Source organism: Arthrobacter rhizosphaerae (assembly GCF_023062595.1).
GTDB lineage: Bacteria > Actinomycetota > Actinomycetes > Actinomycetales > Micrococcaceae > Arthrobacter > Arthrobacter rhizosphaerae.
In genome coordinates this window covers 18758-44301 of the sequence record NZ_JALLAN010000004.1, presented here as the reverse complement: position 1 = coordinate 44301, position 25544 = coordinate 18758, and the positions used below count along the sequence as shown (strand labels likewise).

25 protein-coding genes and 1 tRNA gene are annotated in these 25544 nt (G+C 62.3%); 14 read left to right on the top strand and 12 right to left on the bottom strand.

Annotated features, from left to right (window positions below):
- Window positions 1-3: 3 nt before the first annotated feature.
- The 6 genes from MU551_RS06840 to MU551_RS06815 form a co-directional block, all read right to left on the bottom strand.
- A complete protein-coding gene (locus MU551_RS06840) occupies window positions 4-393 on the bottom strand; it encodes a GntR family transcriptional regulator (protein WP_247041908.1) in 390 nt (129 codons plus the stop codon).
- Entirely contained in the window at window positions 390-2054 is a 1665-nt protein-coding gene (locus MU551_RS06835; protein WP_247041906.1) for a hypothetical protein, read from the bottom strand. The genes MU551_RS06840 and MU551_RS06835 overlap by 4 nt, the downstream gene beginning before the upstream one ends.
- Window positions 2055-2158: 104 nt before the next feature.
- Window positions 2159-3205, bottom strand: coding sequence for an NUDIX hydrolase (locus MU551_RS06830; RefSeq protein ID WP_247041905.1), 1047 nt, complete (start codon window positions 3203-3205; stop codon window positions 2159-2161).
- Window positions 3157-5406, bottom strand: a complete 2250-nt coding sequence (locus MU551_RS06825; RefSeq protein WP_247041903.1) for an RNA degradosome polyphosphate kinase — start codon at window positions 5404-5406, stop codon at window positions 3157-3159. Before MU551_RS06825 ends, MU551_RS06830 begins: the two co-directional genes overlap by 49 nt.
- Window positions 5407-5509: 103 nt before the next feature.
- A complete protein-coding gene (gene mshD / locus MU551_RS06820) occupies window positions 5510-6490 on the bottom strand; it encodes a mycothiol synthase (protein WP_247041902.1) in 981 nt (326 codons plus the stop codon).
- Window positions 6491-6749: 259 nt separating this feature from the next.
- The gene (locus MU551_RS06815) at window positions 6750-7448 is read right to left on the bottom strand and encodes a winged helix-turn-helix transcriptional regulator (protein ID WP_247041901.1); all 699 of its coding nucleotides are present in this window, start codon (window positions 7446-7448) and stop codon (window positions 6750-6752) included.
- A gap of 387 nt (window positions 7449-7835) precedes the next feature.
- On the opposite strand from MU551_RS06815, the gene MU551_RS06810 reads away from it, so the two are divergent.
- The 4 genes from MU551_RS06810 to MU551_RS06795 all read left to right on the top strand — a co-directional run bounded on the left by MU551_RS06810 (window position 7836) and on the right by MU551_RS06795 (window position 10914).
- A complete protein-coding gene (locus MU551_RS06810; RefSeq protein WP_247041900.1) occupies window positions 7836-8570 on the top strand; it encodes a permease in 735 nt (244 codons plus the stop codon).
- Window positions 8571-8748: 178 nt separating this feature from the next.
- Window positions 8749-9363, top strand: a complete 615-nt coding sequence (locus MU551_RS06805; RefSeq protein WP_247041898.1) for a nitrobindin family protein — start codon at window positions 8749-8751, stop codon at window positions 9361-9363.
- Window positions 9364-9412: 49 nt separating this feature from the next.
- On the top strand, window positions 9413-10495 hold the full coding sequence (gene ygfZ / locus MU551_RS06800) for a CAF17-like 4Fe-4S cluster assembly/insertion protein YgfZ (RefSeq protein WP_247041896.1): 1083 nt from the start codon (window positions 9413-9415) through the stop codon (window positions 10493-10495).
- The gene (locus MU551_RS06795) at window positions 10492-10914 is read left to right on the top strand and encodes an ankyrin repeat domain-containing protein (protein WP_247041895.1); all 423 of its coding nucleotides are present in this window, start codon (window positions 10492-10494) and stop codon (window positions 10912-10914) included. The genes ygfZ and MU551_RS06795 overlap by 4 nt, the downstream gene beginning before the upstream one ends.
- Before the next feature lie 69 nt (window positions 10915-10983).
- Here MU551_RS06795 and MU551_RS06790 read toward each other — a convergent pair whose 3' ends face one another.
- The 5 genes from MU551_RS06790 to MU551_RS06770 form a co-directional block, all read right to left on the bottom strand.
- On the bottom strand, window positions 10984-11712 hold the full coding sequence (locus MU551_RS06790; protein WP_247041893.1) for a GNAT family N-acetyltransferase: 729 nt from the start codon (window positions 11710-11712) through the stop codon (window positions 10984-10986).
- 80 nt (window positions 11713-11792) lie between these two features.
- A complete protein-coding gene (locus MU551_RS06785) occupies window positions 11793-12818 on the bottom strand; it encodes an ATP-dependent 6-phosphofructokinase (RefSeq protein WP_247041891.1) in 1026 nt (341 codons plus the stop codon).
- Window positions 12819-12976: 158 nt separating this feature from the next.
- Entirely contained in the window at window positions 12977-13234 is a 258-nt protein-coding gene (locus tag MU551_RS06780) for a PspC domain-containing protein (RefSeq protein ID WP_247041889.1), read from the bottom strand.
- Between the two features lie 3 nt (window positions 13235-13237).
- A complete protein-coding gene (locus MU551_RS06775) occupies window positions 13238-13528 on the bottom strand; it encodes a hypothetical protein (RefSeq protein WP_247041888.1) in 291 nt (96 codons plus the stop codon).
- A gap of 1 nt (window position 13529) precedes the next feature.
- Window positions 13530-15263, bottom strand: coding sequence for a PspC domain-containing protein (locus MU551_RS06770; protein WP_247041886.1), 1734 nt, complete (start codon window positions 15261-15263; stop codon window positions 13530-13532).
- A gap of 125 nt (window positions 15264-15388) precedes the next feature.
- Here MU551_RS06770 and MU551_RS06765 point away from each other — a divergent pair, with 125 nt between their 5' ends.
- Together MU551_RS06765 and MU551_RS06760 are read left to right on the top strand one after the other, a co-directional pair.
- Entirely contained in the window at window positions 15389-16882 is a 1494-nt protein-coding gene (locus MU551_RS06765) for an ATP-binding protein (protein ID WP_247041885.1), read from the top strand.
- Between the two features lie 5 nt (window positions 16883-16887).
- The gene (locus MU551_RS06760; protein WP_247042345.1) at window positions 16888-17562 is read left to right on the top strand and encodes a LuxR C-terminal-related transcriptional regulator; all 675 of its coding nucleotides are present in this window, start codon (window positions 16888-16890) and stop codon (window positions 17560-17562) included.
- A gap of 123 nt (window positions 17563-17685) precedes the next feature.
- Here the strand turns inward: MU551_RS06760 and MU551_RS06755 are convergent, their stop codons facing one another.
- Window positions 17686-18903 carry a pyridoxal phosphate-dependent aminotransferase gene (locus tag MU551_RS06755; protein ID WP_247041884.1) on the bottom strand — a complete coding sequence of 406 codons (1218 nt, stop codon included), beginning with the start codon at window positions 18901-18903 and terminating at the stop codon, window positions 17686-17688.
- Window positions 18904-19173: 270 nt separating this feature from the next.
- On the opposite strand from MU551_RS06755, the gene MU551_RS06750 reads away from it, so the two are divergent.
- The 8 genes from MU551_RS06750 (at window position 19174) to MU551_RS06715 (ending at window position 25497) form a co-directional block, all read left to right on the top strand.
- Window positions 19174-19246, top strand: a tRNA-Trp gene (locus MU551_RS06750).
- 81 nt (window positions 19247-19327) lie between these two features.
- Complete coding sequence (gene secE / locus MU551_RS06745) at window positions 19328-19612, top strand: preprotein translocase subunit SecE (protein ID WP_247041883.1); 285 nt, start codon at window positions 19328-19330, stop codon at window positions 19610-19612.
- Window positions 19613-19722: 110 nt separating this feature from the next.
- Window positions 19723-20559, top strand: coding sequence for a transcription termination/antitermination protein NusG (gene nusG, locus MU551_RS06740; protein ID WP_247041882.1), 837 nt, complete (start codon window positions 19723-19725; stop codon window positions 20557-20559).
- Window positions 20560-20690: 131 nt separating this feature from the next.
- A complete protein-coding gene (rplK, locus tag MU551_RS06735; protein ID WP_018773647.1) occupies window positions 20691-21122 on the top strand; it encodes a 50S ribosomal protein L11 in 432 nt (143 codons plus the stop codon).
- Between the two features lie 210 nt (window positions 21123-21332).
- Entirely contained in the window at window positions 21333-22040 is a 708-nt protein-coding gene (rplA, locus tag MU551_RS06730; RefSeq protein ID WP_247041875.1) for a 50S ribosomal protein L1, read from the top strand.
- A gap of 151 nt (window positions 22041-22191) precedes the next feature.
- The gene (locus MU551_RS06725) at window positions 22192-23286 is read left to right on the top strand and encodes a GNAT family N-acetyltransferase (protein ID WP_247041873.1); all 1095 of its coding nucleotides are present in this window, start codon (window positions 22192-22194) and stop codon (window positions 23284-23286) included.
- Entirely contained in the window at window positions 23283-24395 is a 1113-nt protein-coding gene (locus tag MU551_RS06720) for a GNAT family N-acetyltransferase (protein WP_247041871.1), read from the top strand. The genes MU551_RS06725 and MU551_RS06720 overlap by 4 nt, the downstream gene beginning before the upstream one ends.
- Complete coding sequence (locus MU551_RS06715) at window positions 24385-25497, top strand: GNAT family N-acetyltransferase (protein ID WP_247041868.1); 1113 nt, start codon at window positions 24385-24387, stop codon at window positions 25495-25497. Before MU551_RS06720 ends, MU551_RS06715 begins: the two co-directional genes overlap by 11 nt.
- The last annotated feature ends 47 nt before the right edge of the window (window positions 25498-25544 follow it).

Here is a 25544-nt window from a genome sequence, read left to right as displayed (position 1 = left end):
AGTCTACTGACGCTCGCCAAGACGTTCTGCCAGGAGCCGGAGCAGTGTGTCGTTCGCAAGCCCGGCTTTGCGGCCCTCGGCTATGTAATGTTCGACGGCGGCCGTCACCGACGCTGGAGCCTCACCCCAGCGCGGGGCTACGACGGCGGGCGGGCCGACGACGACAGTACCGTTCCGTCGTCGGGTCTCGATCAGGCCGGCCTGCTCCAGTTCCTTGTAGGCTCTGGCAACGGTTCCGGCCGCCAGGCCGAGGTCCGCTGCGAGGCCGCGGACCGGCGGCAACCTGGCTCCCCGCTCCAGGGCGCCGAGAGTGATAAGGGAGGAAATCTGCGCTCTGATCTGTTCATAGGGTGGCGTAGGTGACTTCAGGTTGACGGAGATGTCCACAGTCACGGGACGCGGTCCATCTCAACTTCAAGAACACGGCCGCGTGGGGCTGTCCGGACCGGAATCAGGGCGATGAATACGGCACAGGCAGCCAGAAACACGCCGGCTCCTGAAAGAAGCTCCGAGAAGCCAGAAAAGCTGGACGGGCTGACGCGTAATCCCGCGGTGACGGCTGCCTGTTCGAAGAGAAGGAAAACGGCGGCCTCCGCCAAGAAGAAGGCCGCAAGAGTTCGGGTGGTCCGAACGTATGCGATGCTGCGAAATGTGGCGTCGGGCCCGGCTGCGTCCCTGATACCGGGCCGCGTTCTGATGCTCTTGAGCACCTTGAGTACGGCTGCAACGACTACGCCGGCGCACACACTGCTCTCAATCCATGCAGAACCTGTCCCGAGGAGCATTTCGCCGGAAGCGGCAGTTGCCAGGACAGACAGGTAGAGAACGCACGCCACTATCGCAATAGTGGCAAGAGCAGGGCTGATTGCTTTTACCGGCAATCCTCTGGGGAGGCCGGCAACGGCGTAGTTGCGGCCCAGTAGAACTTCCCCCGCAGCTATCACCCCAAGGGCGGCTAAAGCAGAGAGAGCGACAAACATCATTGGACTAAAGGGAACGCCGTTGGCCTCCCTGGCTTCGATAAACAGTCCTGACAACAGCCAGGCAAAGATGAGGGGGAGGGCTGCAGCTGCCGCACTCAACGGACCAAGCGACGCCACGAGCATGGCCGCGGGATGGCCAGGACGGATCTTGGGACCGGCTTCAGCGGCAGCAAGGTTCGCCGCCGCTTCCTCGGCCTCGAGCCGGGGAGGTCCCCAACCCCACATCACGAGCAGCACGACAAGATTCACCACGACGGCGTAGTTAATCCCACCGAGCGGCGCAGGGGCTCCGGGAGGTGTGTTCATGGAGAAGTTTCCTGCGATCGCGGCCAGGCCCGAGGCCACGGTCGCCACTGTTCGAAGCAGGCGGTTCATGGCGATGGAGCGAAGGAGCCGGTTGTCCGTATCGGTCAGACCTTCGAGTTGCCGGCGGCGCGTGATGAGCAGCAGCGCCAGTACAGTGCCGACGGCCAGAACCAGGAGTGCGCCGCCGAGGCAAGCAGCGAGCTCAATGCCGCTGATCCTGCCGGGCTGCCCCATCCGGGTCGGATATCCGTCAGCTGTTTGTATGCGTTCCACAGCAGGAAAGGCCGGCAAGCCCGCGACCCAGGCGATGAAAGAGGCAGAGAAGACAAAGATCCCGATTGTCACCCAGGCGAGCTTGCGCGGCGCAAAGTCCCTGAGCCTTCGCACCGAGAGGCTGGCCCGACGGCGTGTTCCCTTGTGCCCCGGATAACTGATCTGACCGATGGCGTGGATCAAAAGACAGCCCAGGACAGGCCACGACAGCAGCGCTGCGATCTCCCCCGGGGTGTCCGATGAATTGTAGGGAAATTCCCCGGCGATCGTCCCGGCGTTTGCCGCTCCCTGGAGGCTGCTGGCCATCCAGCCCAAGACCCCTACCCACTTTGCATGCTTTGCAGCCGAAACGGGAGAAGCTGTGCCTGCACCCCACACGCCCCACCTCAGCCAGAGGTACACCACGACGGCCACAATGAACGGCCATAGCAGCACCATTGGCGGCAGAGTGACGGCAATAGGCATGGTTCCCCCACGTTTCAGAACTTGCATCCGCACTTTGTATCAAGCACTTGATACAAAGTGTCAGGCACAGAACCGGTGGGGTCAAGTCAAGGTTTGCCGGTCAGCGGAGATCGTGGCCGGACCTGCAGCGCTCAGTCGTCGAAGGGCCTGAACTTCTCCACAGCGACAACCCTGCTGCGGTCTCCACGGGACACGTGGCACACAAGGATTTCCCCCGGCGCCAAGTAGGGATCCTTGGAAGGCAGGAGCGTTCGGAGGTTCTGATTCATGTGATGGCCCAGCTGCTTGAAGACGGTGGGCAGTGCCGGCCTGTGCGTGCACAACAACGTGGCCCGCTGCTTGTCCAAAAGGGATTCGACGACGGCGGCTGTCTTCTGAGGACTCCGTGCATGCTTGTGTTCGGTCAACGCCTCAATCACCTTGACCTTTGCATCCATGGCCTTTGCGTAGGGCGCCACGGTGGCTACACAGCGAAGCCACGGACTGGTGCTGACGCGGAGGGGCTTCCATGCCATCAGCAGACGGCGGACTGCCTGGGCCTGCCTGAGCCCGGTCGCGGCCAGGGGCCGTTCGCCTTCAGCCTTGCTCCAGGACGAACGTGGCTTTGCTTTGGCATGGCGGAGGATCACCAAGGGCCACGTGTCCACGGCGTTGCGTTCGTGGGCCGCCATAAGTTCTTCCAGCGGACCCACGTCACTGGGGTTGCTTAGCAGCCGGGCGGCTTTATCCGGGGAACACCACATGACGCTGTCCACTTCTTTACCGTCAGGGCGCAACGTGGCTCCGTCGACGTCGACAGCCCAGTAGTGCACAACCTTCAGCCCCGCCGAAACATGGTAATGAATCGGCGGAAGGGGAATGCCCAGGGCTGCCTTGAGCCCTATCTCCTCCTCCACTTCCCTGACGGCACATTCAGGGACGGTCTCGCCGTCGTCGATTTTGCCTTTGGGCCAGGACCAATCGTCGTAGCGCGGCCTATGGATCAGGAGGACTTCCAAACCGTCCTTGGTGAGGCGCCAGGGAATGGCCCCGGCGGCCGTAACCGCAATGGGTTCCCCGGGGTGGTCGGTTTGGTCGGCAACGGGAATGTCAAGGTCAGCAATCGGAGAATCGCTCTTCAACCCGGTGCCTATCGTCGGCTCGCCGACCGCTGGCGGGAGCGCGAAGCCAGAAGCCATGACTGTACGTCCTCCAGATGCCTTCCGTCCTCGGCCAAGTGATGCCGCGTCCATTCTCCAAGGCTGTCCAGATGCCAGCTGGAAGTTCCCGGGTCCATGTATTTACGGAGCATGTCCAGGACGTAGGTGGTGTCGTCACCACTCCTGAGGCGGACCAACGCTTCCACCCGCCGGTCAAGGTTGCGGTGCATCATGTCGGCGGAACCGATAAACACCACAGGATCACCGCCGTTGGCGAACGCGAAGACCCGGGAGTGCTCCAGGAACCTGCCCAACACCGAGCGCACGATAATGTTCTCGCTCAAGCCGGGGATGCCGGGCCGAAGGGAGCAAATACCGCGGACGATGACGTCCACCTGCACCCCGGCCTGTGACGCCCGGTAAAGGGAGTCAATGATGGCTTCATCCACCATGGAGTTCACCTTGATCTGGACACGGGCCGGAATCCCGGCACGTGCATTGCGGATCTCCGTTTCGATCCGGTCGATCAGGCCTGACCGGACGGAACGCGGAGCTACCAGAAGACGCTTGAACGTGGATTTCGGGGCGTAGCCGGAGAGCTGGTTGAACAGCTTGGACAGATCCTCGCCCACTTGCTCATTAGCGGTCAGGAGTCCAAGGTCTTCGTAGTAACGGGCGGTGCGGGGGTGGTAGTTGCCCGTGCCAATGTGGCAATAGCGCCGGAGTCCGTCCACTTCCTGGCGGACCACGAGGGAGAGCTTGCAGTGTGTCTTGAGGCCAACAATGCCGTACACCACATGCACACCGGCCTGCTCAAGCTTGCGGGCCCAGGAGATGTTGGCCTGTTCATCAAAGCGGGCCTTGATCTCAACGAGCGCCAGGACCTGCTTCCCCGCTTCGGCGGCATCGATCAGGGCATCCACAATGGGGGAGTCGCCGGAAGTCCGGTACAGGGTCTGCTTGATGGCCTGGACCTTGGGGTCCGCGGCAGCCTGCTCCAGGAAAGCCTGGACCGACGTCGAGAACGAATCGTATGGGTGGTGCAGGAGGATATCCCGACGCCGCATGGCCGCGAAGACGTTCGCTGCCTTTGACGTCTCGGACTCGTTCAAGTACCGGGAGGTGTGCGGTACGTGCTTGGGGTAGTGGAGATCTGCACGGTCGATGCCGGCGATGACGGACATGCCCCGGAGGTCCAGAGGCGCAGGCACTGAGTAAACCTCAGACTCCTCCACTCCAAGTTCCCGGATCAGCAGGGCGCGGATGTTCGGGTTGATGTCAGTGGTGACCTCAAGACGGACGGGTGGGCCGAAGCGCCGTCGCAGCAGTTCCTTTTCAAGTGCCTGCAGGAGATTCTCGGCGTCGTCCTCTTCAACCTCAACGTCTTCGTTGCGGGTCACACGGAAGGTGTGGTGCTCCAGGACCTCCATGCCGGCGAACAGCTGGTCAAGGTGGACGGCGATGACCTCTTCGAGGGCGATGAAGCGCGCAACCCGGCCCGGGATGGAGCCGGCGCGCGGCCCGTCGATGGAAATGAGCCGGGGAAGCTGGTCGGGTACCTTGACGCGGGCGAACAGCTCCTTGTCACTCACCGGGTTTCGGACCACGACGGCGAGGTTCAGCGACAGCCCGGAAATGTAGGGGAAGGGGTGGGCAGGATCCACGGCCAGGGGCGTCAGGATGGGGAAGACCTTCTCCGCGAACATTGCACTGAGCTGGTCCTTGGCCTGGTCATCCAGCTCGTGCCAGTGCATGAGGTGGATGTGCTCGTAGGCCAGGGCAGGGCGGATCTGCTCGGCGTAGACGCGCGCGTGCCGTTGCTGTAGCTCGTGGGCGGCCTCGCCGATCTGTTCCAGGACCTGCACAGGGCTTAGCCCTGCAGGCGACGGAACAGCCAGACCTGTCGCGATGCGCCGTTTGAGCCCGGCAACGCGGACCATGAAGAATTCGTCCAGGTTCGAAGCAAAAATTGAGAGGAAGCCAACCCGTTCCAGGAGATGGAGATCGGGGTCTTCGGCCAGCTCCAGGACACGTGCGTTGAAGGCGAGCCAGCTGAGTTCCCGGTCAAGGAAGCGGTCCGGGCTGATGTCACCCTCAGGTTCCAGGTTCGGAGCGAATTCCGGGATGTCGATCCGGTCTTGCGTTGCGCGGGACGCCGGCACTTCCGAGGAGCCAAAGCGTGCCCGAACCGATGGCACCTTGGCTTCGGACGTGGTGGTCCCGCCGGATTCCGGCTGCATGGTCTCTCCTTTTGCTGGCGCGGTTTAGTTTCAACCTTACAAGCATTCGATTCAGCAGAGACCCACAGATTGTTTCACGCCTCAAGTGCGTCAGGCCTGAGGTCTAACCGGGAGTAACCGGCCCATACATGACATCGACATCCCAGCGTGAAAAGCCCAGGCGGCGGTAGAGAGATACGGCGGGCAGATTGTCGGCGTCGGTGTACAGCATGACGGCGTGCAGGCCTTGCTCCTGCAGGTACTTGATGCCCGCCACCGTGAGTGCCTTGCCGAGCCCCATGCCTTGGGCCTCCGGCGTAACGCCAACCACATAGACCTCGCCCATTGCAGGATGCTTCCCGTTCCGCGGGTGGATTTTGGTCCAGTGGAAGCCGAGCAGTTTCCCGGCGGTGTCTTCGGCGAGGAGGAATCCTTCTGGATCGAACCAGTCCTCGGCCATCCGGGCCTCGAGGTCTGCAAGGGCCAGGTTCCCCTGCTCCGGATGGTGCGAGAAGGCGGCCCTGTTGGCGGCCAGCCACCCATCTTCATCCTGGCCTGGAACAAAAGCCCGGAGCGCTACGCCACCAGGCATCGGCGCCATCGGCAATTCTGCGTTCGCGGTGGTGAGGCGCATCTTCCACAGCTCACGGACGGGCCGGTAGCCATACCTGGCGGCAAGCGCCGCTGCGGCCTCATGGTTGCCATGTGACCAGGCGGTGAGTCCAGTGAAGCCGCGCTCCTTTTCGAGGGTCCGGATCAACCGGTCCGCCACGCCCTGGTTGCGGTAACTCGGGTGAACGGCCACTTCCAGGACACCGGAACCGTCCGTTTCCTCAATCACGACGGCGAGCCCGGCCAGATCCTGGGCGCTGCTTGGCTGCGAGTCCTCATCAACGGCGTACAGCGCAAGGGCAAGCACCGAATGCCCGCCTGCACCGGATGACCCGCCGGCGCGCAGGGTAAGGAGTGTTTGCTCGGAAAGGGGCGGATTTCCATCGGACTCCTCCGCCGCTGCTGCGAGATCCTTGAAGTCCCTGTACAGCTGAGGTTCAAGGGTGTCTTTTGCAACCAGTACCGGCCAGGTTTCAGGATGTGCGGGACTCATGAGGTAAGGCTATACGCCTTGATCGATTACGGCTGGGGATGTGGCTGGGCCAGGGCAAGAGTCAGGATTTTGAAGCACTCAGTCCGTCCGATATAGTCGATACTCGTCCGGCTCGCTGAGCAGGACGCGAGGGGGATCCACCACTGGGGTGGCCTCGATACGTTCGACCCGTATGTCCTCCACTGATGCAGGAATGCAAGAAGCCCCGGACTCCAAAGAGTCCGGGGCTTCTTGCATCTGGTATTTACAGGGGGCTGGATCAGGCCTCGCTGAGTTCTTCCTCCGGCAACCGGACAAGTGTCAGACGGTAGCCGACGTTGCGCACAGTGCTGATCAGGTTCTCGTGGTCCGCACCCAACTTTGCCCGCAAGCGCCGGACATGGACGTCCACGGTGCGCGTGCCGCCGTAGTAGTCGTAGCCCCACACCTCGGTGAGCAACTGTTGGCGGGTGAAGACGCGGCCCGGGTGCTGCGCGAGGTACTTAAGCAGCTCGAACTCTTTGAACGTGAGATTCAGCGGTGCCCCGTTGACGCGCGCCGTATAGCTGGCTTCGTCAATCACGACGCCGGCGGCCCGGATTTCAGTGGGGGCGTCCTCCTGCGCGGGAACAGCCCGCGCCACCGACAGACGGATTCTGGCTTCGACCTCCGCCGGTCCCGCTGATTCGAGGACAATGTCGTCCACGGCCCAGGCGGATGAAACGGCTGCCATGCCGCCCTCCGTAAGAATCAATACGAGAGGGGCGCTGAGGCCGGTGGCTTTCAGCAGCTGGGTGAGTGAACGGGCACCAACGAGGTCCTTGCGGGCGTCGAGCAGCACGATGTCACAGGGGTCTGTTTCCAGGAGCGCTGTTGGCTCGGCCGGAAGGATGTGCACCCGGTGGTTGAGGAGTTCCAGGGCAGGCAATATGTCCACCGATGAGCCGGCGCTGTTCGTCAGTAGCAGGATGTGTGACATTGTTCCTCCAAGGGGCTGTCCGCACATCATTGGGCGTCTGAACCGGGCTTGCACCGGCCGGTACTGTACATCCCGAAACAGGAGCGGCGGGTGACGCTGGTCTCACCAGCATTTCCCACCAGCCTTGTTCGCGGAAAGCGTAGCTGAACCTTGAGTATACCTAAACACCCCTTCGCGGACACTGAACCTGAGGCACCCCGCGTCTAATTTGCGACATATGACGTGCAGATGAGGCAGGATTGGATGGTCGGGGGGCCGGCAAGTCCTTCTTCACTGGGACTCCTGTGGTGACCCAAGGTCACAACGGCAAAAAGGACACAGCAGAATTAGGTGCGGAGTCGAAGATGAGTATGCCGAAGTCGGGTACGCAGTGAGCGGGGGTGGGACGTGAAGCCGTGGCAAATGGGCACCATTGGCCTCACCGGGCTGGCGGCAATAGTCGTAGGAGCTTACAGCTCACCTGTTGTCCTGATGGTCGCAGCCGTCGTCCTTGCTTTGGCGGTAGGTGTCGGATGGCCGCATTTCCTGGGGATTCCCGCGCGCAAAACACTTGCTGTCCTGATTGGCCTTCCTGGTGCCGGGTCAGCGGTCGCTGCCACTTACGTACCCGCTCCTGCTTTCCTGGACTGGACGCCGGCCTTCATTGCGGCCGGGGTCGTGGCCGTATTCGTGATGCAGCTCATCCGCGGGACCGGACAAGCGCAGCGACTGGAGTCCATCCTGGGATCCTGCGCTGGCGTGCTTCTCGGTTGCCTCGGTGCCGGGTGGATCGCTGCCTCCCGGTTCAACGGGGTTCGCGAAATGCTTCTCGTGGCCGCCATCAGTGCGGCCGTGGCCCTGTTGACAGGCCTTGTCCGGTGGCCTGACCGTATCGTGGCGCCCCTGGGTATCGTCCTCGCCGGATTGGCCGGCCCGCTGGCCGGGCTCATCTTCTCCGATATCGCCGTCGTTCCTGCCGCCCTGGTAGGTGTCGTCATCGGCTCGGTACTCGTCAGTTTCCGGCGGCTGGTTATACTCCGCGGGGAGGCATTGAACGTGGCCGCGGCCATCAGTGTGGCAATTGCGCCGGTGCTGGCCGTGGGTTCCTTGGCCTACTTCATAGACAAAATACTCATCTACTAACGCGTTAGGATGGCATCATGTCCGTACTTGCATTTGAAATTTTCTTCCTCGTCCTGCTCGGCATTGCCGGCCTGGCCATGGCCTGGTTCGCCGGGTTCGTCGTTTACCGGCTCTTCAAAGGCCAGAAGTAAGCACGCCTCGCATCCAATAATCCAGACCGTTTCCAGAGGTAATAGCTGTGCCGATTGAGATTCCCACAGACCTGACCCCCGAACTCGTCCCGCTGTCCTGGCTCATAGGTGAGTGGGAAGGACGAGGCCGGCTCGGCTCCGGTGATGAGGGCTCGGAACATTTCCTCCAGCACGTGTCGTTCACCCACAACGGACTGCCCTACCTGCAGTACCGGGCGGAAAGCTGGCTTGTCGACGACGACGGCGTCAAGCTCCGGCCGTTGACTGTGGAGACCGGCTTCTGGGCACTGGAACGTAAACAGCATGACGAAGACGGTGGCCCGGGTCTGGTCCCCGCCGACATCGTTCCCGTACTCAAGAGTGCCGATGAGGTTGAAGCCCTGCGCAACAAGGATGGCGGCTTCGATATTTCAGTCTCCATCTCTCATCCAGGTGGTATCTCCGAGCTTTACTATGGCCAGATCAAGGGCCCGCAGATTCAGCTCAGCACGGACATGGTGATGCGGGGCAGCCACTCAAAGGATTACAGCGCCGCTACCAGGATTTTTGGTCTTGTGGAGGGCAACCTCCTGTGGCGCTGGGACGTTGCAACGGGCGGCTCTTCGTCCACCGGAAGCGGCCTTGAGGCACACGCTTCCGCCATCCTGAAAAAAGTCAGCTAGTTCCGCCGTCCCGCGGAATAGAGCCGGCGTCAAAGGACTTCTAGTACATATGACTATTAAGAGCCCCCTGTTGTCGCGCCCCGGTGCTGTTGAAGCCGGAGGCGGCGACGCCGGCGTCGCCTCCCACTATGGGGAGCCGTTGCGGGAGCAGCGGGCTCTGGCGGCAGGGACCGCCGTCGTCGATCTTTCACACCGCGGTGTAGTTACCGTCACCGGTCCTGACCGCCTCAGCTGGCTTAACACGCTGTCCTCCCAGCAGGTCGCCAATCTCAATCCCGCCGAATCCACCGAACTGCTGCTGCTAAGCGTGCAGGGCCGGATCGAGTTTGACGCACGGGTAGTGGACGACGGCGCCACCACCTGGCTGATCGTCGAAGCCCAAGAGGCAGCGCCCTTGGCGGAGTGGCTTAACCGGATGAAATTCATGCTGCGGGTAGAGATTGCTGACGTTTCGGACGACTGGGCCGTCGTGGCCTCCACGCGCAAGGTCAATGAGTGGTCCGGACTGCTCGTCTGGGAGGACCCTTGGCCTCACATCGGCGCGGGCGGATACTCGTATTCCGTCGTGGGTGAAGAGGCCCATCCGGGCTTGGAACGGCCTTGGTTCGAATACCTCGTACCGGCCAGTGAACTGGAATCCACCATCGGTGACCGGCCGCTTGCCGGCGTTTGGGCTTCCGAGGCTTTGAGGATCGCTGCCTGGCGGCCACGCCTTGGTGCTGAGACCGACGATAAGACCATTCCCCACGAACTGGACCTCCTGCGGACGGCGGTGCACCTCGCCAAGGGCTGCTACAAGGGCCAGGAGACCGTGGCGCGTGTGCACAACCTCGGCCATCCGCCTCGTCGTCTTGTTTTCCTGCAGCTCGACGGGTCCCAGCACACGGTGCCCGCCGTCGGCAGTCCGGTGCTCCTGGGGGAGCGCAAAGTGGGCACTGTGACCTCAGCGGTCCAGCACTATGAAATGGGCCCGATTGCCCTTGCGGTGATCAAACGGTCGGTCTCGCCGGATGAGGTGCTGACCGTCATGGATGGCGACGAACCGTACACGGCTGCCCAGGAAGTCATCGTGGCTCCCGACGCCGGTCAGGTAGTAGGCAGGCAGACCGGCTTTCTGAAGGGAACCAGATGAGCGATTATCGCGGCGAAGATTCAAACGCAGACGAGGAGCTCGGACCCGACGACGAGACGTTGGCCCTGGCCCATACGCTGTTCGAAGCGGCACGCCAGGGTGAATCCGATATGCTGCGGAGTTACCTCAATGCCGGGGCGCCCGCAACACTCACCAACGCAGCGGGAGACTCGCTGTTGATGCTCGCGGCCTACCACGGACATGCTGACACCGTTCAGCTCCTCCTGCATCATGGCGCCGACGCCAACGCTTCCAATGACCGCGGTCAGACACCCCTGGCAGGTGCCGCCTTTAAGGGGTACACGGACGTCGCCCGTGTGCTGGTGGATGCAGGAGCTGATCCGGACGCCGGCACGCCCAGCGCGCGGGCTGCAGCCGAGATGTTTGCGCGCTCGGAGATCCTGGCCCTGCTGGAGTAGATTCACCGGCGCGAGATGACAGATAACGGCAATGTTTGCAGAGAACATTGCCGTTATCTGTCATCTCGGTCAGCCCAGGAGCACGCTGGTCTGGATGCCTCCGGCTGCGAATCCAATGCTGCGCGCAATTGCCAGCGATCCCTTGTTGCTGACATCGGCGCGCCACTGCAGCGTCAGGCCTGAAGCGAGGGCCTCATGCGCTGCCACCGACGCCGCGAGCGAGCCGAGGCCTTGCCGCCTCCACACCGGATCCACCAGCACGCCCATGTGCGCGAGGATGCCCTCCCACTCGGCGTAAGCACCACACGCCACCGGAACGCGGTTCCCGTCGTCGCCCCGCATTATCGTAAAGCGGTTCTCCAGGTCAGAAAGCCCTACTTCATTGACGTCGTCCGGCGGGCAGAGACCTTCCAGCTGGATCGCTTCCTGTTCCCCGTGTGAGACCGTGAGTTCCTGAGGGGCCTGAAGCAGCGGCAGATCGTCCGCGAAGAACAAAGCAGCCGCTCCGAGGCCATGACCGCCATGGGAGCGCGTGATGGTCAGGAGAGTGACGTGCTGGGCAAGATCCTCGTCCGGAATTCCGACGGCGGCATCCAGGACCCACTGCGGGCCCACCAGGGCGGAGGTACCGAAGATTCGGACGAACTGCACGCAACGTTCGGACTCGTCGGCACGGGTGATCCGTGCCGACGGTCCCGTTCCAGCTGAGCGGGCAGCGGTGAAAGCGTCGTCATCAAGTCCCAGATGGCGGGCCCAGGCAAGCTGGATGATGTCGGCTGAACCGACCTCAAGTGTCATGCCTCCACCCTACCGAGCAGGCGGGTCAACTGCTGTTCGCCGTCATTCTTGAAAAGCCGCGGCGGGAAATGGCTGCGGGACTAGCCGAAGAGGACAGCTGCTTCCTCGTAGCGGTGGGGTGGGACTGACTTGAGGTTGCCGAGCGCGGCTTCGAAACCGACGTGCACGATGTCGGTGCCGTTGAGAGACACCATGGTGCCCCAGCGATGGTCCACCACAGAATCGATTGCCGCCATTCCAAGCCGGGTTGCCAGGACGCGGTCGAAGGCAGAAGGCACGCCGCCGCGCTGGATGTGCCCGAGCACGGTGGCCCGCGTTTCGATGCCGGTCCGTGCTTCCAGTTCCGGGGCCAGCATTTCTGCGATGCCGCCGAGGCGGGGCCGGCCGAAGGTGTCCAGGCCGCGCTCCGAGTGGGGCGTCTCCTGGCCTTCCGGGACGAAGCCTTCAGCCACCACTACCAGCGGTGCGCGGCCGCGGTCGTGGGCTTCCTGCACCCACTCCGTGATCTGGTCCATGGAGGCCTTTTGTTCAGGAATCAGGATGGCGTGGGCGCCGGCGGCCATTCCTGCGTGCAGGGCGATCCACCCGACGTGGCGGCCCATGACCTCGGCGATCATGCAGCGGTGATGGGATTCACCGGTGGTCCGGAGCCGGTCGATGGCCTCGGTGGCGATCTGTACTGCAGTGTCGAAACCAAACGTGTAATCGGTGGCGTCAAGGTCGTTGTCTACCGTCTTGGGAACCCCCACAATCCGCAGGCCGGCGTCGGTGAGCCGTTTCGCTGCTGCGAGAGTGCCTTCGCCGCCGATGGCGATGATGGCATCGATGCCAAGCCTCTTCATGTGGTCTTTGATGACTTCAGGGCCACCGCCGTTTTCGAACGGGTTGGTGCGGGACGTTCCCAATATGGTTCCGCCCTGCTTCGCGATGCCGCGGACCATGGTGCGGGGGATCTGGATGATGTCACCCTCGACAACGCCGCGCCAGCCGTCCAGGAACCCCACGAATTCGTGTCCGTGGATGGCAATGCCCTTGAGAACCGCGCCACGGATGACAGCGTTCAGTCCAGGGCAGTCGCCGCCGCTGGTGAGGATTCCAATTTTCATATCTTTAGGCTCAAATCCTGGTTGAGGGTGTACAGGCAGAGCGCCACGCTGAGCTCATCTAGATTGTAGTGGGCAGTGTGGGACAGGACACAAACGGTTACAAAAACGTGCCCCCGCTCATGGAGCGGAGGCACGTAGTTGGCGGTTCCTGCCGGGGTCTACAGCTGCTTGTTTGCCCGCTTATCGATGAACGACTGAAGTGGGATGCTGTCCCGCTGATCCGGCAAAATCAGCCACGCAGCGACGTAGAAAACAAAGGCCGGGCCCGGCAGGAGGGCGAGGAGCAGGAATGCAATCCTGACGAAGGCGACGTCCACCTTCAGCTTCGCAGCAATTCCGCCGCATACTCCGCCGAGCAATCGCTGTGGGCCGCGCCGCAGGCCCATGCCCCTGACAATGCTGAAGAATTTATCCATGGTTCAAGACTTCCCTGTTGTGGTTTCTTTGTCACGTCGGCGGGCGGACAGGAGACCACCGATCACCAGCGCGGCGCCCGCACCCACCATGAGTCCGATCAACACGTAGGTGCCGTTCAGTTCCACGATGCCAAGCTGCGCGACGACGATCAGGACGGCCAGCGCCAGGACGATCAGGCCCCAGACGACGGTTCCTACGCGGACTGAGGGTTCCGGTTCGGGGGAGGCCACGGGGGTGGCGGATGTGGTGGAAGCATCCGGAGCAGGGTCCGGAGTGTGCTCGTAGCTGCTCATGTCAGTTTCCTTCCTTGATGGTCACGTTGCTCATGGTGCCGTCAATCTCAAGGATCAGGGGCGACCCTGGTTTGTCGGTGTTGTACGTGCTCTGCTTCGTCGTCATCCCGCCATGGTGTTCAGAACCCTCGTTGAGGTTTCCCATCGTCATGTCGGCCTCTATTTCCACCGGGACGTTATCGGGGATGATGACGTCCACGTTGCTGGCAGTGATATCCAGCGGGATCACGACGTCGGAGGTCAAGGGGGTGGTGACGTTCAGCTTCGTGAGGTCAACTGTTCCCCGGCGGCCTGTGATGTCGAAGCCTTCCCGTGCCTGCTCGATGCTGACAGGAGTCCAGTCGACCTGCTGGGAACGGAACCTGTCACCGTTTTGCACCACGTTGAATATGCCGCCGATGATCAAGGCAACCACTGCGAAGAACCCCAGGATGCCTGACGTGCGGCCGCGGAGTCCGGAGATCAGGATGCCCAGACCGAGGACCGCAGCAGCGCTGGCCCAGACCACGGCATTGGCCGAATTGCCGAGCTCGATTACATTGCCGGCGTCGAGGGCTTTGATACCGCCGCCCACCAGCAAGGCTGTGCCGGCAGTGATGGCCACCGCGGGAGCGCCGGGTCCGAACTTGCGCGGCTTGGCCGGCGGAGGTGTGGCTCCGGCAGGATTGCGGAAGCCGCCGTTGTACGGGCCGCTGGGGCCATAGGGTCCGCCAGGTCCGTAGGGGCCGTTGGGGCCCTCCGGGGGAACGGATCCCGACGGCGGTACTGGCACAGACCCGCCCGACCCGGTCTGGGAGCCACCGGCCGACGTGGTTGTGCTGAACTGGCTGGTGAAGGGGGCACTGTTGGAGCCTGCAGTTGGGCCACTGGCGGCGTAAGAGCTGCCAGGGTAGGTGCCATAGGGCCCGCCACTGAAGGCGGCTGCTCCGGGAGCACCGGGCTGGGAATTGGTGTTCATGGCGGGGTTTCCACTCCGGTTTCTGTTCCGTTGTACCAGGTAGTAGATGAGATATGTGATGGCGCCTATCCAGAAAACAGCCCAGATGAAGCGTCCGAAGCCGTTCCCTTCCCAACCCCAGAATCCTGTGCCAAGGCTGGGGAACCCCAGGATGGTGGTGATCAGGGCGCCGGTCATGCCGCCCGTCCAGCGTCCGGCAGCGGCTTCCTGGACGTGGATGCGGCCGTCAGGCTCCGGGAGCAGTGCCCACGCGATGCCGTATAGCAGAACGCCTATGCCTGCGAACAAGGCCAGGACGATAAAGACGCCCCGGACAATGAGCGGGTCTACCCCGGCGCGGTGCGCAATCCCGCTGGCGACGCCGCCGATCCAGCGGTCGCTGCCCCGGTAAACTCCGTTTCCCCGAATCCAATCGAAGAAGTTTCGCGGAGGTGCCACGGCGTACGGCGCCGGCTGCGGGTATCCCGGGGCTGCGTATCCTTGGCTTTCCTGTCGTGGGCCGGGAAACCCCTGGCTGGAGGTTCCGTGGTCCGGGTAAGTCTGTTGGAAGCCGGGATCTGTACTTTCGGACTGTGCTGCGGGGGAGTCCGGTGCTTGTCCCATGCTGTCCGAAGGGGATTCCGATGTGGAGCCCGTTGGGGTATCGGCTGGGGAGTTGGCAGCCGGGCTGGCAGGGGATTCCGCCGCGGAGTCGCCTGCGGAATCGGAAGGTGTTGCCGACGGCTGATGGTTGTCAGCCGGTTGTTGATCTTCTGGGTTGACGTTGTGCGGGTTCATGCTTCGATCCTCCCGCGCATAGCGTGATCAGCTCTACTGGGGAACACCCTGAGCTATCCCTGAACGACCCCCGGTTCCGGTGCAAAACAGGTCCGGGGAACCCTGATCCGTGCTTGGATGGATTCATGAGTACCACTGTCCTGCGGCCGCCACTGGTCCGCAGCGCCGACCGTGTCATAGCCGGCGTCTGCGCGGGACTCGCCCTGCACCTGGGCTGGCCTGTGCGGTTCATTCGCATCGGCATGGTGGTAGCAACCTTGGCTGGCGGAGCCGGCCTGGTGTTTTACGCCTGGCTGTGGATTATGGTTCCCACGGCTGATGAAAGCGCTAAAAGAAACGCACGCCGGCCAGCGTCACCGATTGCGCCGGCCGTCAGCGGACCCTTGGCAGCGCCGTCAACACAATGGTCATCTACTCACCAAAGGGGGCTCCCTGGCCTGACTGGTTACCCGGCGCAGTCGGGATCTTCGGATTCCTCGGCGTTTGCCTGGCTGGACCCATCAGGGGAGAAAGTCTTCATAGATCCATCGTGGCCGTCCGGACTTCCCGCCGACGTCCAGGCGTCGGGAGCATCCCAATCAGTCTCAGGCATGGTCCGTCCAACCAGCGGGGACGGACCAGCCTGGTTCCGATTCCGCAGGATGCCGTACGCCAAGGAAATCCTCCTTGGAATCGGGCTGCTGTTGGCCGGAGCTATTCTTATCGCCCGGCTTCTTGGAGTCGATGTGCCCTTGGGAACGCTTATTCCGGCCGCGGCGATCCTTGGCGGTGCTTCCATCGCCTGGATGCAGCTCGACGAGACCCGTCGGGCCGGAATTGTGGACAAGGCCAAGGCCAACCAGGCCGGCGGGTGGGTGCGGTTGGCCGCCGGGCTTGCCCTGGTAGTCGCAGGCGTGCTGGTGATGGTTTCCGGCTCTGGCTCCTGGGAACAGACGTGGCTTGCGTTGCTCGCTTCCGTCGCTGTCCTGGGAGGGGTCGCAGTGGTGCTCCTGCCCTGGGGTCTCAAGTTCTGGCGGGATCTGGAGACGGAAAGAGCCGGGAGGGTGCGCGCCACCGAACGGGCCGAAATCGCTGCCCACCTGCACGACTCGGTCCTGCAGACGCTGGCTCTTATTCAGCGACGGGCGGGCAACGAGCACGACGTCGTCCGGCTGGCCAGGGCGCAGGAAAGGGAACTGCGCAGCTGGCTGTATCGCGACGAGGGCAGGGACATTGGCAACCTGTCGGAACGCATCAAGGCTGTGGCTGCTGAGGTGGAAGACGCACACGGCCAAGCGGTGGAAGTGGTAAACGTGGGTGACACCGTAATGACGGAGCGCCATGAAGCACTGGTCCAGGCGAGCCGGGAAGCCATGCTGAATGCCGCCCGCCACGGTGGGGGTTCCGTTTCGGTCTACGTCGAGGCTTCAGACAAAGAGGTCGAGGTTTTTGTCAAGGACCGGGGAGCCGGCTTCGATCTTCACAAGGTGCCTGACGACCGGCTGGGCGTCCGGGAATCCATCATCGGACGCATGAAGCGCCACGGCGGCACAGCCGTGATCAACAGTGGCCCTGAGGGCACCGAGGTACGCCTCGGACTGCCTGCAATGGCCGCGGAACAAGGAGAAACGACGTCGTGAGCAGCATTGAAGCAGAGGGTGTGCCGGCGAGAGAAGGCAGCGTCCGGGTTGTCCTCGTCGACGATCATGCCATCTTCCGTTCAGGCCTTAAGGCAGACCTCGACTCCCGGATCTCGGTAGTGGGGGAGGCCGGAACGGTCGAGCAGGCTATTGCCGTCATCGCCCAGACCCGGCCGGACGTTGTGCTCCTGGATGTTCACCTCCCTGGCGGGCTGGGCGGTGGTGGACGTGAAGTCATTGCCGGCTCAATTGCGCTCCTGGGCACAACACGGTTCCTGGCTTTGAGCGTTTCCGATGCTGCTGAGGACGTTGTGGCCGTCATTCGGGCAGGCGCCCGGGGATACGTCACCAAGACCATCTCCGGGGCAGAAATCACCGACGCCGTCATGCGGGTGGCCGGCGGCGACGCTGTCTTCTCGCCCCGGCTGGCCGGATTCGTCCTTGACGCGTTCGGCACCTCGCCAGCAGACATCGCCGACGACGAACTGGACCGGCTTTCCGCCCGGGAGCTTGAGGTCATGCGGCTGATAGCGCGCGGCTACAGCTACAAGGAAGTGGCCAAGGAGCTGTTCATCTCCATCAAGACTGTGGAGACCCATGTTTCCGCAGTGCTCCGCAAACTGCAGCTCTCCAGCCGCCACGAGCTCACCAAGTGGGCTGCCGAGCGTCGCCTCCTCTAGCCGCACCGACGCTCCCTCACGTTTCGCGGGTTAACCACCGACGCTCCCTCACGTTTCGCGGGTTAACCACCGACGCTCCCTCACTTTTGAAGTGAGGGAGCGCCCTGAAAATGCAGGCGGAGCCTAGCTGGCCTTGCCGAGGAAGTCCTGGAGCCGTGCCACACCAATGGCAAGGTCGTCGTCGCCCAGTGCGTAGGACAGCCGAAGGTAACCGGAAGGGCCGAAGGCCTCACCCGGCACCACCGCTACCTCTACCTCGTCCAGGATCAATGCCGCCAGATCGGCTGAGGTTTCAGGCCGCACCAGCCCGTTCGACGTCGGGAACTCCTTACCCAGCAAGGCGCGCACGTCAGCGTAGACGTAGAAGGCGCCCTGCGGCGTCGGGCAGTCAACGCCCTCAATGGCATTCAATCCGGCAACGATCGCCTTACGGCGGCGATCGAAGGCAACCTTCATTTCATCGACGGCGGTCAGCGGACCGGAGACTGCTGCGAGGGCAGCGATCTGCATGATGTTCGAGACGTTCGACGTGGCGTGGGACTGAAGGTTGGTGGCTGCCTTGATGACGTCAGCCGGGCCGATCATCCAGCCCACGCGCCAGCCTGTCATGGCGTAAGTCTTGGCCACGCCGTTGAGGATGACTACTTTGTCGCCCAGTTCGGGAGCAGCCGTGGCGATGGAGGTGAAAGGCAGCCCGTCAAAGGTGAGGTGCTCGTAGATTTCGTCTGTGACCACCCACAGACCCTTGGAGGCGGCCCACTTGCCGATTTCAGCCACCTGCTCCGGAGTGTAGACAGCGCCGGTCGGGTTGGAAGGGGAAACGAACAGCAGGATCTTGGTGCGCTCAGTCAGGGCGGCTTCCAGTTGCTCCACATTCACCAGGTATCCCTGTTCAGGACCGGCAAACACCTCGACCGGGACTCCGCCGGCCAGACGGATGGCCTCCGGGTAAGTGGTCCAGAATGGCGTCGGCACGATGACCTCGTCCCCTGGGTCAACGAGGGTAGCGAAGGTGTTGTAGACAGCCTGCTTACCGCCATTGGTAACGAGGATCTGGGAAGGATCCGCGCGGTAGCCGGAGTCGCGGAACGTCTTCTCGGCAATTGCCTTCTTCAGCTCAGGCAGCCCACTCGCGGGGGAGTAGCGGTGGTATTTCGGCTGGCCCGCAGCCTCTATGGCTGCCTCCACAATGTAGCCGGGCGTGGGGAAATCAGGTTCACCGGCACCGAAGCCAATAACGGGCCGTCCGGCCGCCTTGAGCGCCTTGGCCTTGCCGTCAACGGCGAGGGTGGCGGATTCGGCAATGGCGGAGATGCGCTGGGAAACGCGGGCGGCAGACATGGCGGGTCCATTCTTTTGACAGCTCAGTGGCTGGATATGGGATTCGACGAGTTCTACTCTATGCTGTTCAGCGGATCGTTCGTTGGCGACAGGGAAAAGTGACCGCATATTGGTCGTGCTCTTTGATTGGCATCCCTGGATGGTCCGCAACGAGGCTGGTTCGACGTAGGCGCAGTTCTTGCGTAGAATAGTTCTCCGGTGTTGAAAACATGTTGATGGCGTGCGCCTCAGTGAAGGTTGCTGAAAGCGTCATGCGTGTTTTTGATCCATAGGGTAGTGGCGCAATTGGTAGCGCAGCGGTCTCCAAAACCGCAGGTTGCAGGTTCGAGTCCTGTCTGCCCTGCGCAAGCTGTTCCGGTGATAAGCCGGAACCAGCGCAGCAACCATGGTTCAGATCAGAGCCGGGTATCCGATCATTGCGAGAATGAGTGAGGACCAGGTGACCGAAACAGCTGCAAGCAGCTCCAAGGGCCGCCCCGCCAAGAATGCCGCCAAGGCTGGCATCTTTGCTCGAATCGCACTTTTTGTCCGCCAGGTAATCGGCGAACTGAAGAAGGTCGTGGCACCCACCCGCAAGGAACTGATCAACTACACGCTCGTGGTGCTGGTATTCGTGATCATCATGATGGTCATCGTCACGCTCCTGGACCTGGCCTTCGGGACCGGAGTGCAATGGGTCTTCAACGGTTCAGGCCCCACGGACAACTAGGGCGATCGGTCCGCAGGCTGCGTGGACTCCTGAACAAGGAGGTTCCACGGAGTGTGCGGAATTGAGCCATTTAAATAGGCATGTTAGGCAATGAGGAAGCAGGAGACCAAGTGTCAGAGCAGGAGCTCGAGGTAACCGAGACTGAGCTGGATGGGTCCACGGACAGCACAACGGACGCCACGGCAGGAGCCGTGGAAGAGTCTGAGGCAGAGTTTTCTGCGCCCGATTCCGCCGTTGACGCTGACGACGAGGACGCCGACGTAACCGTAGACGACTCCGACTCTGAGGCAGAGGACTCCGACGACGAGTCCACCGATGCCTTGGCAGCGGCAGCAGCCGCGGCGGAGGCTGATCCGGCCGAGGAATTCAAATCCAAACTGCGCCGCCAGGAAGGTGACTGGTACGTCATCCACTCCTATGCCGGTTACGAAAACCGCGTCAAGGCCAACCTTGAGACCCGCATCCAGACCTTGGACATGGAAGATTACATCTTCGAAATCCAGGTTCCCATGGAAGAAGTCGTTGAGATCAAGAACGCCCAGCGCAAGGTCATCAACCGCGTTCGGATCCCCGGCTACGTGCTGGTCCGTATGGACCTGACGGATGCATCCTGGGGTGCCGTCCGCCACACTCCCGGTGTCACCGGCTTCGTGGGTAACGCCCACAACCCGGTTCCGCTGCGCCTCGACGAGGTCTTCTCCATGCTGGCTCCGGTCTTCGAAGAAGAGCAGGCCGAAAAGGGCAAGCCCGTCAAGCACGCTGCTGCTCCGGTGGATGTTGACTTCGAGGTTGGCGAGTCCGTCATCGTCAAGGAAGGTCCGTTCGAGACCCTCCCGGCAACGATCTCCGAGATCAAGGTTGACTCCCAGACCCTCGTGGTGCTCGTTTCCATCTTCGAGCGCGAAACCCCGGTTACCCTGGCATTCAACCAGGTCACCAAGATCTAGCGATCACTTTAGATTTCGCTCCGGAACTGCCCGCTTAGCAGCTCCGAAGCGGCCGGCCGCCTCGCCATGGCGGCCACATACCTGAGGCACGCTCCTGTGTCCCAGGACGCATTTGAGAGAAGGACCCTACATTGGCTCCCAAGAAGAAGGTCACCGGCCTCATCAAGCTGCAGATCCAGGCAGGTGCCGCTAACCCGGCTCCGCCGATCGGTCCTGCGCTTGGCCAGCACGGTGTCAACATCATGGAATTCTGCAAGGCGTACAACGCTGCGACAGAAGCCCAGCGTGGAAACGTCATCCCCGTGGAAATCACGGTTTACGAAGACCGTTCATTCACGTTCATCACCAAGACCCCGCCGGCTGCAGAGCTCATCAAAAAGGCTGCAGGCGTCGCCAAGGGTTCAGCTACCCCGCACACCGTCAAGGTTGCCAAGCTGACCCAGGCCCAGGTTAACGAGATCGCCACCACCAAGATGGAAGACCTCAACGCCACAAGCCTTGAAGGCGCCGCGAAGATCATCGCTGGCACCGCACGCTCCATGGGCATCACCGTAGAAGGTTAGGCCCACCGCTGTTGGGGCAAAGTCGGATGAAGATCGACGACGCCGGGCAGCACCCGCCGGGTAACCGGCACCATTGCCGGACCACCGGCACAAACCGAAATGTTGGGCATCCCATCCGGACAAACAGCCGGATATCCAGCCGGACATCCCAACTGTGGCAGGGCCCAGCGCGGTCCGCAGACCACAACTGCACAAGGAGAAATAAGCAGCATGGCAAAGCGCAGCAAAGCATACGAGGCAGCCGCAGCCAAGATCGACGCGGAGAAGTTCTACGCGCCGTTCGAGGCAGTGACCCTCGCCAAGGACACCAACCCGTCCAAGTTCGACGCCACCGTTGAGGTCGCTTTCCGCCTGGGTGTAGACCCTCGCAAGGCCGACCAGATGATCCGCGGAACGGTCAACCTGCCTCACGGCACCGGTAAAGTCTCCCGCGTCCTGGTTTTCGCAACGGGCGACAAGGCTGAAGCAGCAATCGCTGCAGGCGCCGACTTCGTTGGTTCCGATGACCTGATCGAAAAGATCGCAGCCGGCTGGACCGACTTCGACGCCGCCGTCGCCACCCCTGACCTCATGGGCAAGGTTGGCCGTCTTGGTAAGGTCCTGGGTCCCCGTAACCTGATGCCGAACCCGAAGACCGGTACCGTCACGGCCGATGTCACCAAGGCTGTCAACGACATCAAGGGTGGAAAGATCGACTTCCGCGTCGACAAGCACTCTAACCTCCACTTCATCATCGGCAAGGTTTCGTTCGACGCCGTCAAGCTGGCCGAGAACTACGCAGCAGCACTGGAAGAGGTTCTTCGCTTGAAGCCGTCCGCTTCCAAGGGCCGCTACATCCAGAAGGCAACGGTTGCGACCACCTTCGGTCCCGGCATCAGCGTTGACCCCAACGTCACCAAGGTTCTCACTGAGGTCTAAGGTTCAGTTTCTGGATCTGAAATAAGAACCAACAACAAGGGACTGTCCGGCTCGCGCCGGGCGGTCCCTTGTTTCGTTTCCAATCTTTGGGCCCGCAATTGGGCCCCTGTACGCTCTAGAGGCCAACAGGGCATGCCACTAGGCTGAACCCGTGACTTCGCCGCCGTACCTTATCGAGCCACTGGTACTCCCTGCCTCCCTTGAGCACCCGGACGCCGAGGAGTTCCTCGAGTTCAATGCCCTCACCGATGCCCGTGTGTTGGAGACGTGGGGGAACCTCGACCGCGCCACTCCGCCGGCTGCCCGCCTGGAAGCGTGGCGTGACGATTCCTACAAGCAGTTCCGGATGTACTTCATCCGGAACGAGGGCACCATGGTGGCCCGTTCCTGGATCTGGTTCCCGCTGAAGGAGAACCTCGGTGACGCCCTGGTCCGGGTAGACGTCCTGAACGCCTTCGAGGGCAAGGGGATGGGTCAGCAGTTGCTCCGGCACGCCGAGACCCTCGCAGCTGAGCGGGGGCGGAGGACTCTGCAGAGTTTCACGGAACATCCGGCGGCCTTCGATCCGGACGGGCCTGGGTTGCTCAAACCCGCCACGCGGACTGGGGGCGTTCCGGCAAATGACCGTCCTGTCCGCTTTGCCCTTGCCGCAGGTTACCGCCTCGAACAGGTCGCACGGTTCAGCGCTCTGGACATGCCGCCGGCGGAAGCAACCCTGGCCGCCCTGGAGGCCCAGGCTTGGTCTGTGGCCGGCGACCAGTACGAACTGCTGGGATGGAAAGATCGCTGCCCGGAGGAGTATCTGGATCAGCTGTCCGTCCTGATGGGCCGCATGAGCATCGATGCCCCCGCGGGAGGTCTCCACATTGAGGCCGCGGATTGGGACGCTGTCCGTGTCCGCCATGTGGAGGACACCTGGAAACTTTCCGGGAAGGAATCGTTCGTGGCCGCTGCCATGCACAAGGACACCGGAGAGCTCGCAGCATATTCGGTCCTGCAGTTTTCACGCGCCAAGCCGTGGATGGCGGATCAGGATGACACTTTGGTGGCGAAGGCACACCGGGGCCACCGTCTCGGCATGCTCGTCAAAATACACAATCTCCGGAGCCTCATGGCCGCACACACTTCAGTGGAGCGGGTCCTTACTTTCAACGCGGCCGAAAATGAACACATGCTGGCCATCAATGTTGCGTTGGGGTTCCTGCCGGCAGGGTACGACGGCGAGTGGCAGCGGATGCTTCCATGACCGACCTGGACCTTACCGCCGTCGTGATCCCTGAGGATGCCCAGCCGGACAGTCCGGCCACCGCTCCCCAACTGCGGGAGTGCCTCCGCCTCGAAGAAGCGCACAACCACGCCGTGTGGGGGAACACCGATCGGTGTGGCACGTTCGGTGAGGCACTCTACTACTGGCGCGGAAACAGCTATTTCGAGCGGCTTCTGTTCCTGGCCAGCAAGAACGGAATGCCGGTGGGCAGCTGCTCGGTGGAATTCTCGCTGAAGGACAACCTCGATACCGCGTGGATAAATGTACTCGTTGCTGAAGATCACCGGCGGCGGGGGATAGGCCGCAGGCTCCTGCAGACGGCGGAGGAGATGGCAGCAGACCGAGGGCGGCGTATTTTTCAGGGCTTTTGCGAGGAACCTGCTGAAAGTGCTGACGGTCCCGGCGAAATGCTGCATGCGAAGTCCGGCAGCGGAAGCCTTCCCCTGGCCGTGCCTTCCAGCATCTTCGCCCGGCGAGCAGGGTACAGCCTGGAGCAAGTGGAAACCTCCAGCCGACTGGCGCTGCCTGTGCCCGAGGAGCTTCTAGGCAAGCTGGAGAGTGGGGCTTTGGAGCATGCGGCGGGCTACAGCCTGGTCGGCTGGGAAGGCTCCTGTCCCGAGGAGTTCGTTGCGCCGTATGCGGAGTTGCGGGGCAGAATGAGCACCGATGCCCCAACTGCGGGGCTGGAACTCGAAAAGGTGAATTGGGACACCGACCGCGTCCGCGAGGAAGAGCAGACCTGGGTCAAGAGCGGCGTGGAAGCGTTGGTTTCGGCCGCCCTGCACAACAGCACCGGCCGACTTGCTGCCTATACAGTGCTTTCATATCGGCAGACCAAACCTCATGTGGTGTTTCAGGAGGACACCCTGGTTGCCTTCGGCCACCGCGGCCACAGGCTCGGGATGCTGGTAAAGATCGCCAATATCCGCCGGGCGCAGGAAGCGTGGCCCGCGGCGCGCTCTGTGCTGACATGGAATGCCAGTGAAAACCGTCATATGCTGGCGATAAATACATCGCTCGGATTCAAGCCCTCCGGATTTGAAGGCGAGTGGCAGAAACGGCTGGATGATCCCCTTTATGGCACATGACGTACGGATAGAGCAGCTGTGGATTCCGGATTCTCTGGAAGCAGCTGACGCTGCAGACTTCCTGGCCGCCGTCGAGGTGGGACGGAGAGTCCGGATGGAGACGTGGGGCAGTGACGACCTCGCCTACGCCCCGCTTGAGAAGCTCCTCGAACTGGCAGATCCTTACGAACGGCAAGTAATCCTCGTGGCCAAGATGGGTCATGAAATTGTGGGCACAGTGGATATAGCGCTGCCTCTCGCGGACAACCAGGACCTGGCGGAATTCACGCTCGACATTCTGCCCGAGTACCAGCGGCGCGGAGTAGGCAAGCAACTGCTCGAAGCGGCCGAGGATGTGGCGAGGGGAGAAGGCCGGTCCATGATCCTGGTCGACACCAACCATCCCGGCACTTCGCTGAGCGATTTTGAATCCGAACAACTCATCCCCGGAACCGGAGATGGATTTGTCCCGTTGGGGAGCCGCGAAGTGGAATTCGCCCGGCGTTCCGGATACACCTTGCAGCACATCGAACAATTCAGCGCATGCACCCTTCCGCTGGACACCCAGCTTGTTGCTGAGCTGGAGGCGGAGGCTGAGGCCGCCAACGCCGGCCGCTACCGGCTGCACCACTGGACGGACCGCTGCCCGGATGAGTGGCTGGAGGCCGTCGCCGCCCTGGAAAACCAGGCCGGGGTGGATAACCTGCCGCCCGGACAGGAGCAGGCTGGAATGGTCTTCGACGCCGATGTCCTCCGGGAAGCTGAGGCTGTCACCATCTCGCAGGGAAGGCGCACGGTTGTCACCGCCGTCGAGCACGTTGCCTCCGGTGAGCTTGTGGGACTGACAACCATCAGTGTCCTGGCCCAGCGTCAGGACGTCGTCTTCCAGGACGACACCATGGTGCTGGAGCAGCACCGCGGAAATAAACTCGGCCTGCTCATCAAGGTGGCCAATATGGAGCGGCTGACGGAGCAGTTTCCGGATGCGCGCGTTATCTATACGTGGAATGCTCCGGAAAACCGCTACCTGCTGACTGTGAACCGGCAACTGGGGTTTACCACCGCTGGCGTCACCGGGATCTGGCAGAAGGAATTGCCGGATTTCAGGGACAGCACCAGCTGATTTGTCGTGTGAGCACCAGCTGACTTAGACCTGTATTGAGACCGGAT

What these genes read in the sequence shown, in the direction of transcription:
- MU551_RS06795 (WP_247041895.1), top strand. Translation starts at nt 10,492, where the DNA reads ATGAGCGATTATCGCGGCGAAGATTCAAACGCAGACGAGGAGCTCGGA.
- MU551_RS06790 (WP_247041893.1), bottom strand. Translation starts at nt 11,712, where the DNA reads ATGACACTTGAGGTCGGTTCAGCCGACATCATCCAGCTTGCCTGGGCC.
- MU551_RS06715 (WP_247041868.1), top strand. Translation starts at nt 24,385, where the DNA reads ATGGCACATGACGTACGGATAGAGCAGCTGTGGATTCCGGATTCTCTG.
- MU551_RS06780 (WP_247041889.1), bottom strand. Translation starts at nt 13,234, where the DNA reads ATGGATAAATTCTTCAGCATTGTCAGGGGCATGGGCCTGCGGCGCGGC.
- MU551_RS06770 (WP_247041886.1), bottom strand. Translation starts at nt 15,263, where the DNA reads ATGAACCCGCACAACGTCAACCCAGAAGATCAACAACCGGCTGACAAC.
- secE (WP_247041883.1), top strand. Translation starts at nt 19,328, where the DNA reads ATGAGTGAGGACCAGGTGACCGAAACAGCTGCAAGCAGCTCCAAGGGC.
- MU551_RS06835 (WP_247041906.1), bottom strand. Translation starts at nt 2,054, where the DNA reads ATGCAAGTTCTGAAACGTGGGGGAACCATGCCTATTGCCGTCACTCTG.
- MU551_RS06775 (WP_247041888.1), bottom strand. Translation starts at nt 13,528, where the DNA reads ATGAGCAGCTACGAGCACACTCCGGACCCTGCTCCGGATGCTTCCACC.
- MU551_RS06825 (WP_247041903.1), bottom strand. Translation starts at nt 5,406, where the DNA reads ATGCAGCCGGAATCCGGCGGGACCACCACGTCCGAAGCCAAGGTGCCA.
- MU551_RS06815 (WP_247041901.1), bottom strand. Translation starts at nt 7,448, where the DNA reads ATGTCACACATCCTGCTACTGACGAACAGCGCCGGCTCATCGGTGGAC.
- ygfZ (WP_247041896.1), top strand. Translation starts at nt 9,413, where the DNA reads ATGACTATTAAGAGCCCCCTGTTGTCGCGCCCCGGTGCTGTTGAAGCC.
- MU551_RS06830 (WP_247041905.1), bottom strand. Translation starts at nt 3,205, where the DNA reads ATGGCTTCTGGCTTCGCGCTCCCGCCAGCGGTCGGCGAGCCGACGATA.
- MU551_RS06720 (WP_247041871.1), top strand. Translation starts at nt 23,283, where the DNA reads ATGACCGACCTGGACCTTACCGCCGTCGTGATCCCTGAGGATGCCCAG.
- MU551_RS06785 (WP_247041891.1), bottom strand. Translation starts at nt 12,818, where the DNA reads ATGAAAATTGGAATCCTCACCAGCGGCGGCGACTGCCCTGGACTGAAC.
- MU551_RS06765 (WP_247041885.1), top strand. Translation starts at nt 15,389, where the DNA reads ATGAGTACCACTGTCCTGCGGCCGCCACTGGTCCGCAGCGCCGACCGT.
- rplA (WP_247041875.1), top strand. Translation starts at nt 21,333, where the DNA reads ATGGCAAAGCGCAGCAAAGCATACGAGGCAGCCGCAGCCAAGATCGAC.
- mshD (WP_247041902.1), bottom strand. Translation starts at nt 6,490, where the DNA reads ATGAGTCCCGCACATCCTGAAACCTGGCCGGTACTGGTTGCAAAAGAC.
- MU551_RS06755 (WP_247041884.1), bottom strand. Translation starts at nt 18,903, where the DNA reads ATGTCTGCCGCCCGCGTTTCCCAGCGCATCTCCGCCATTGCCGAATCC.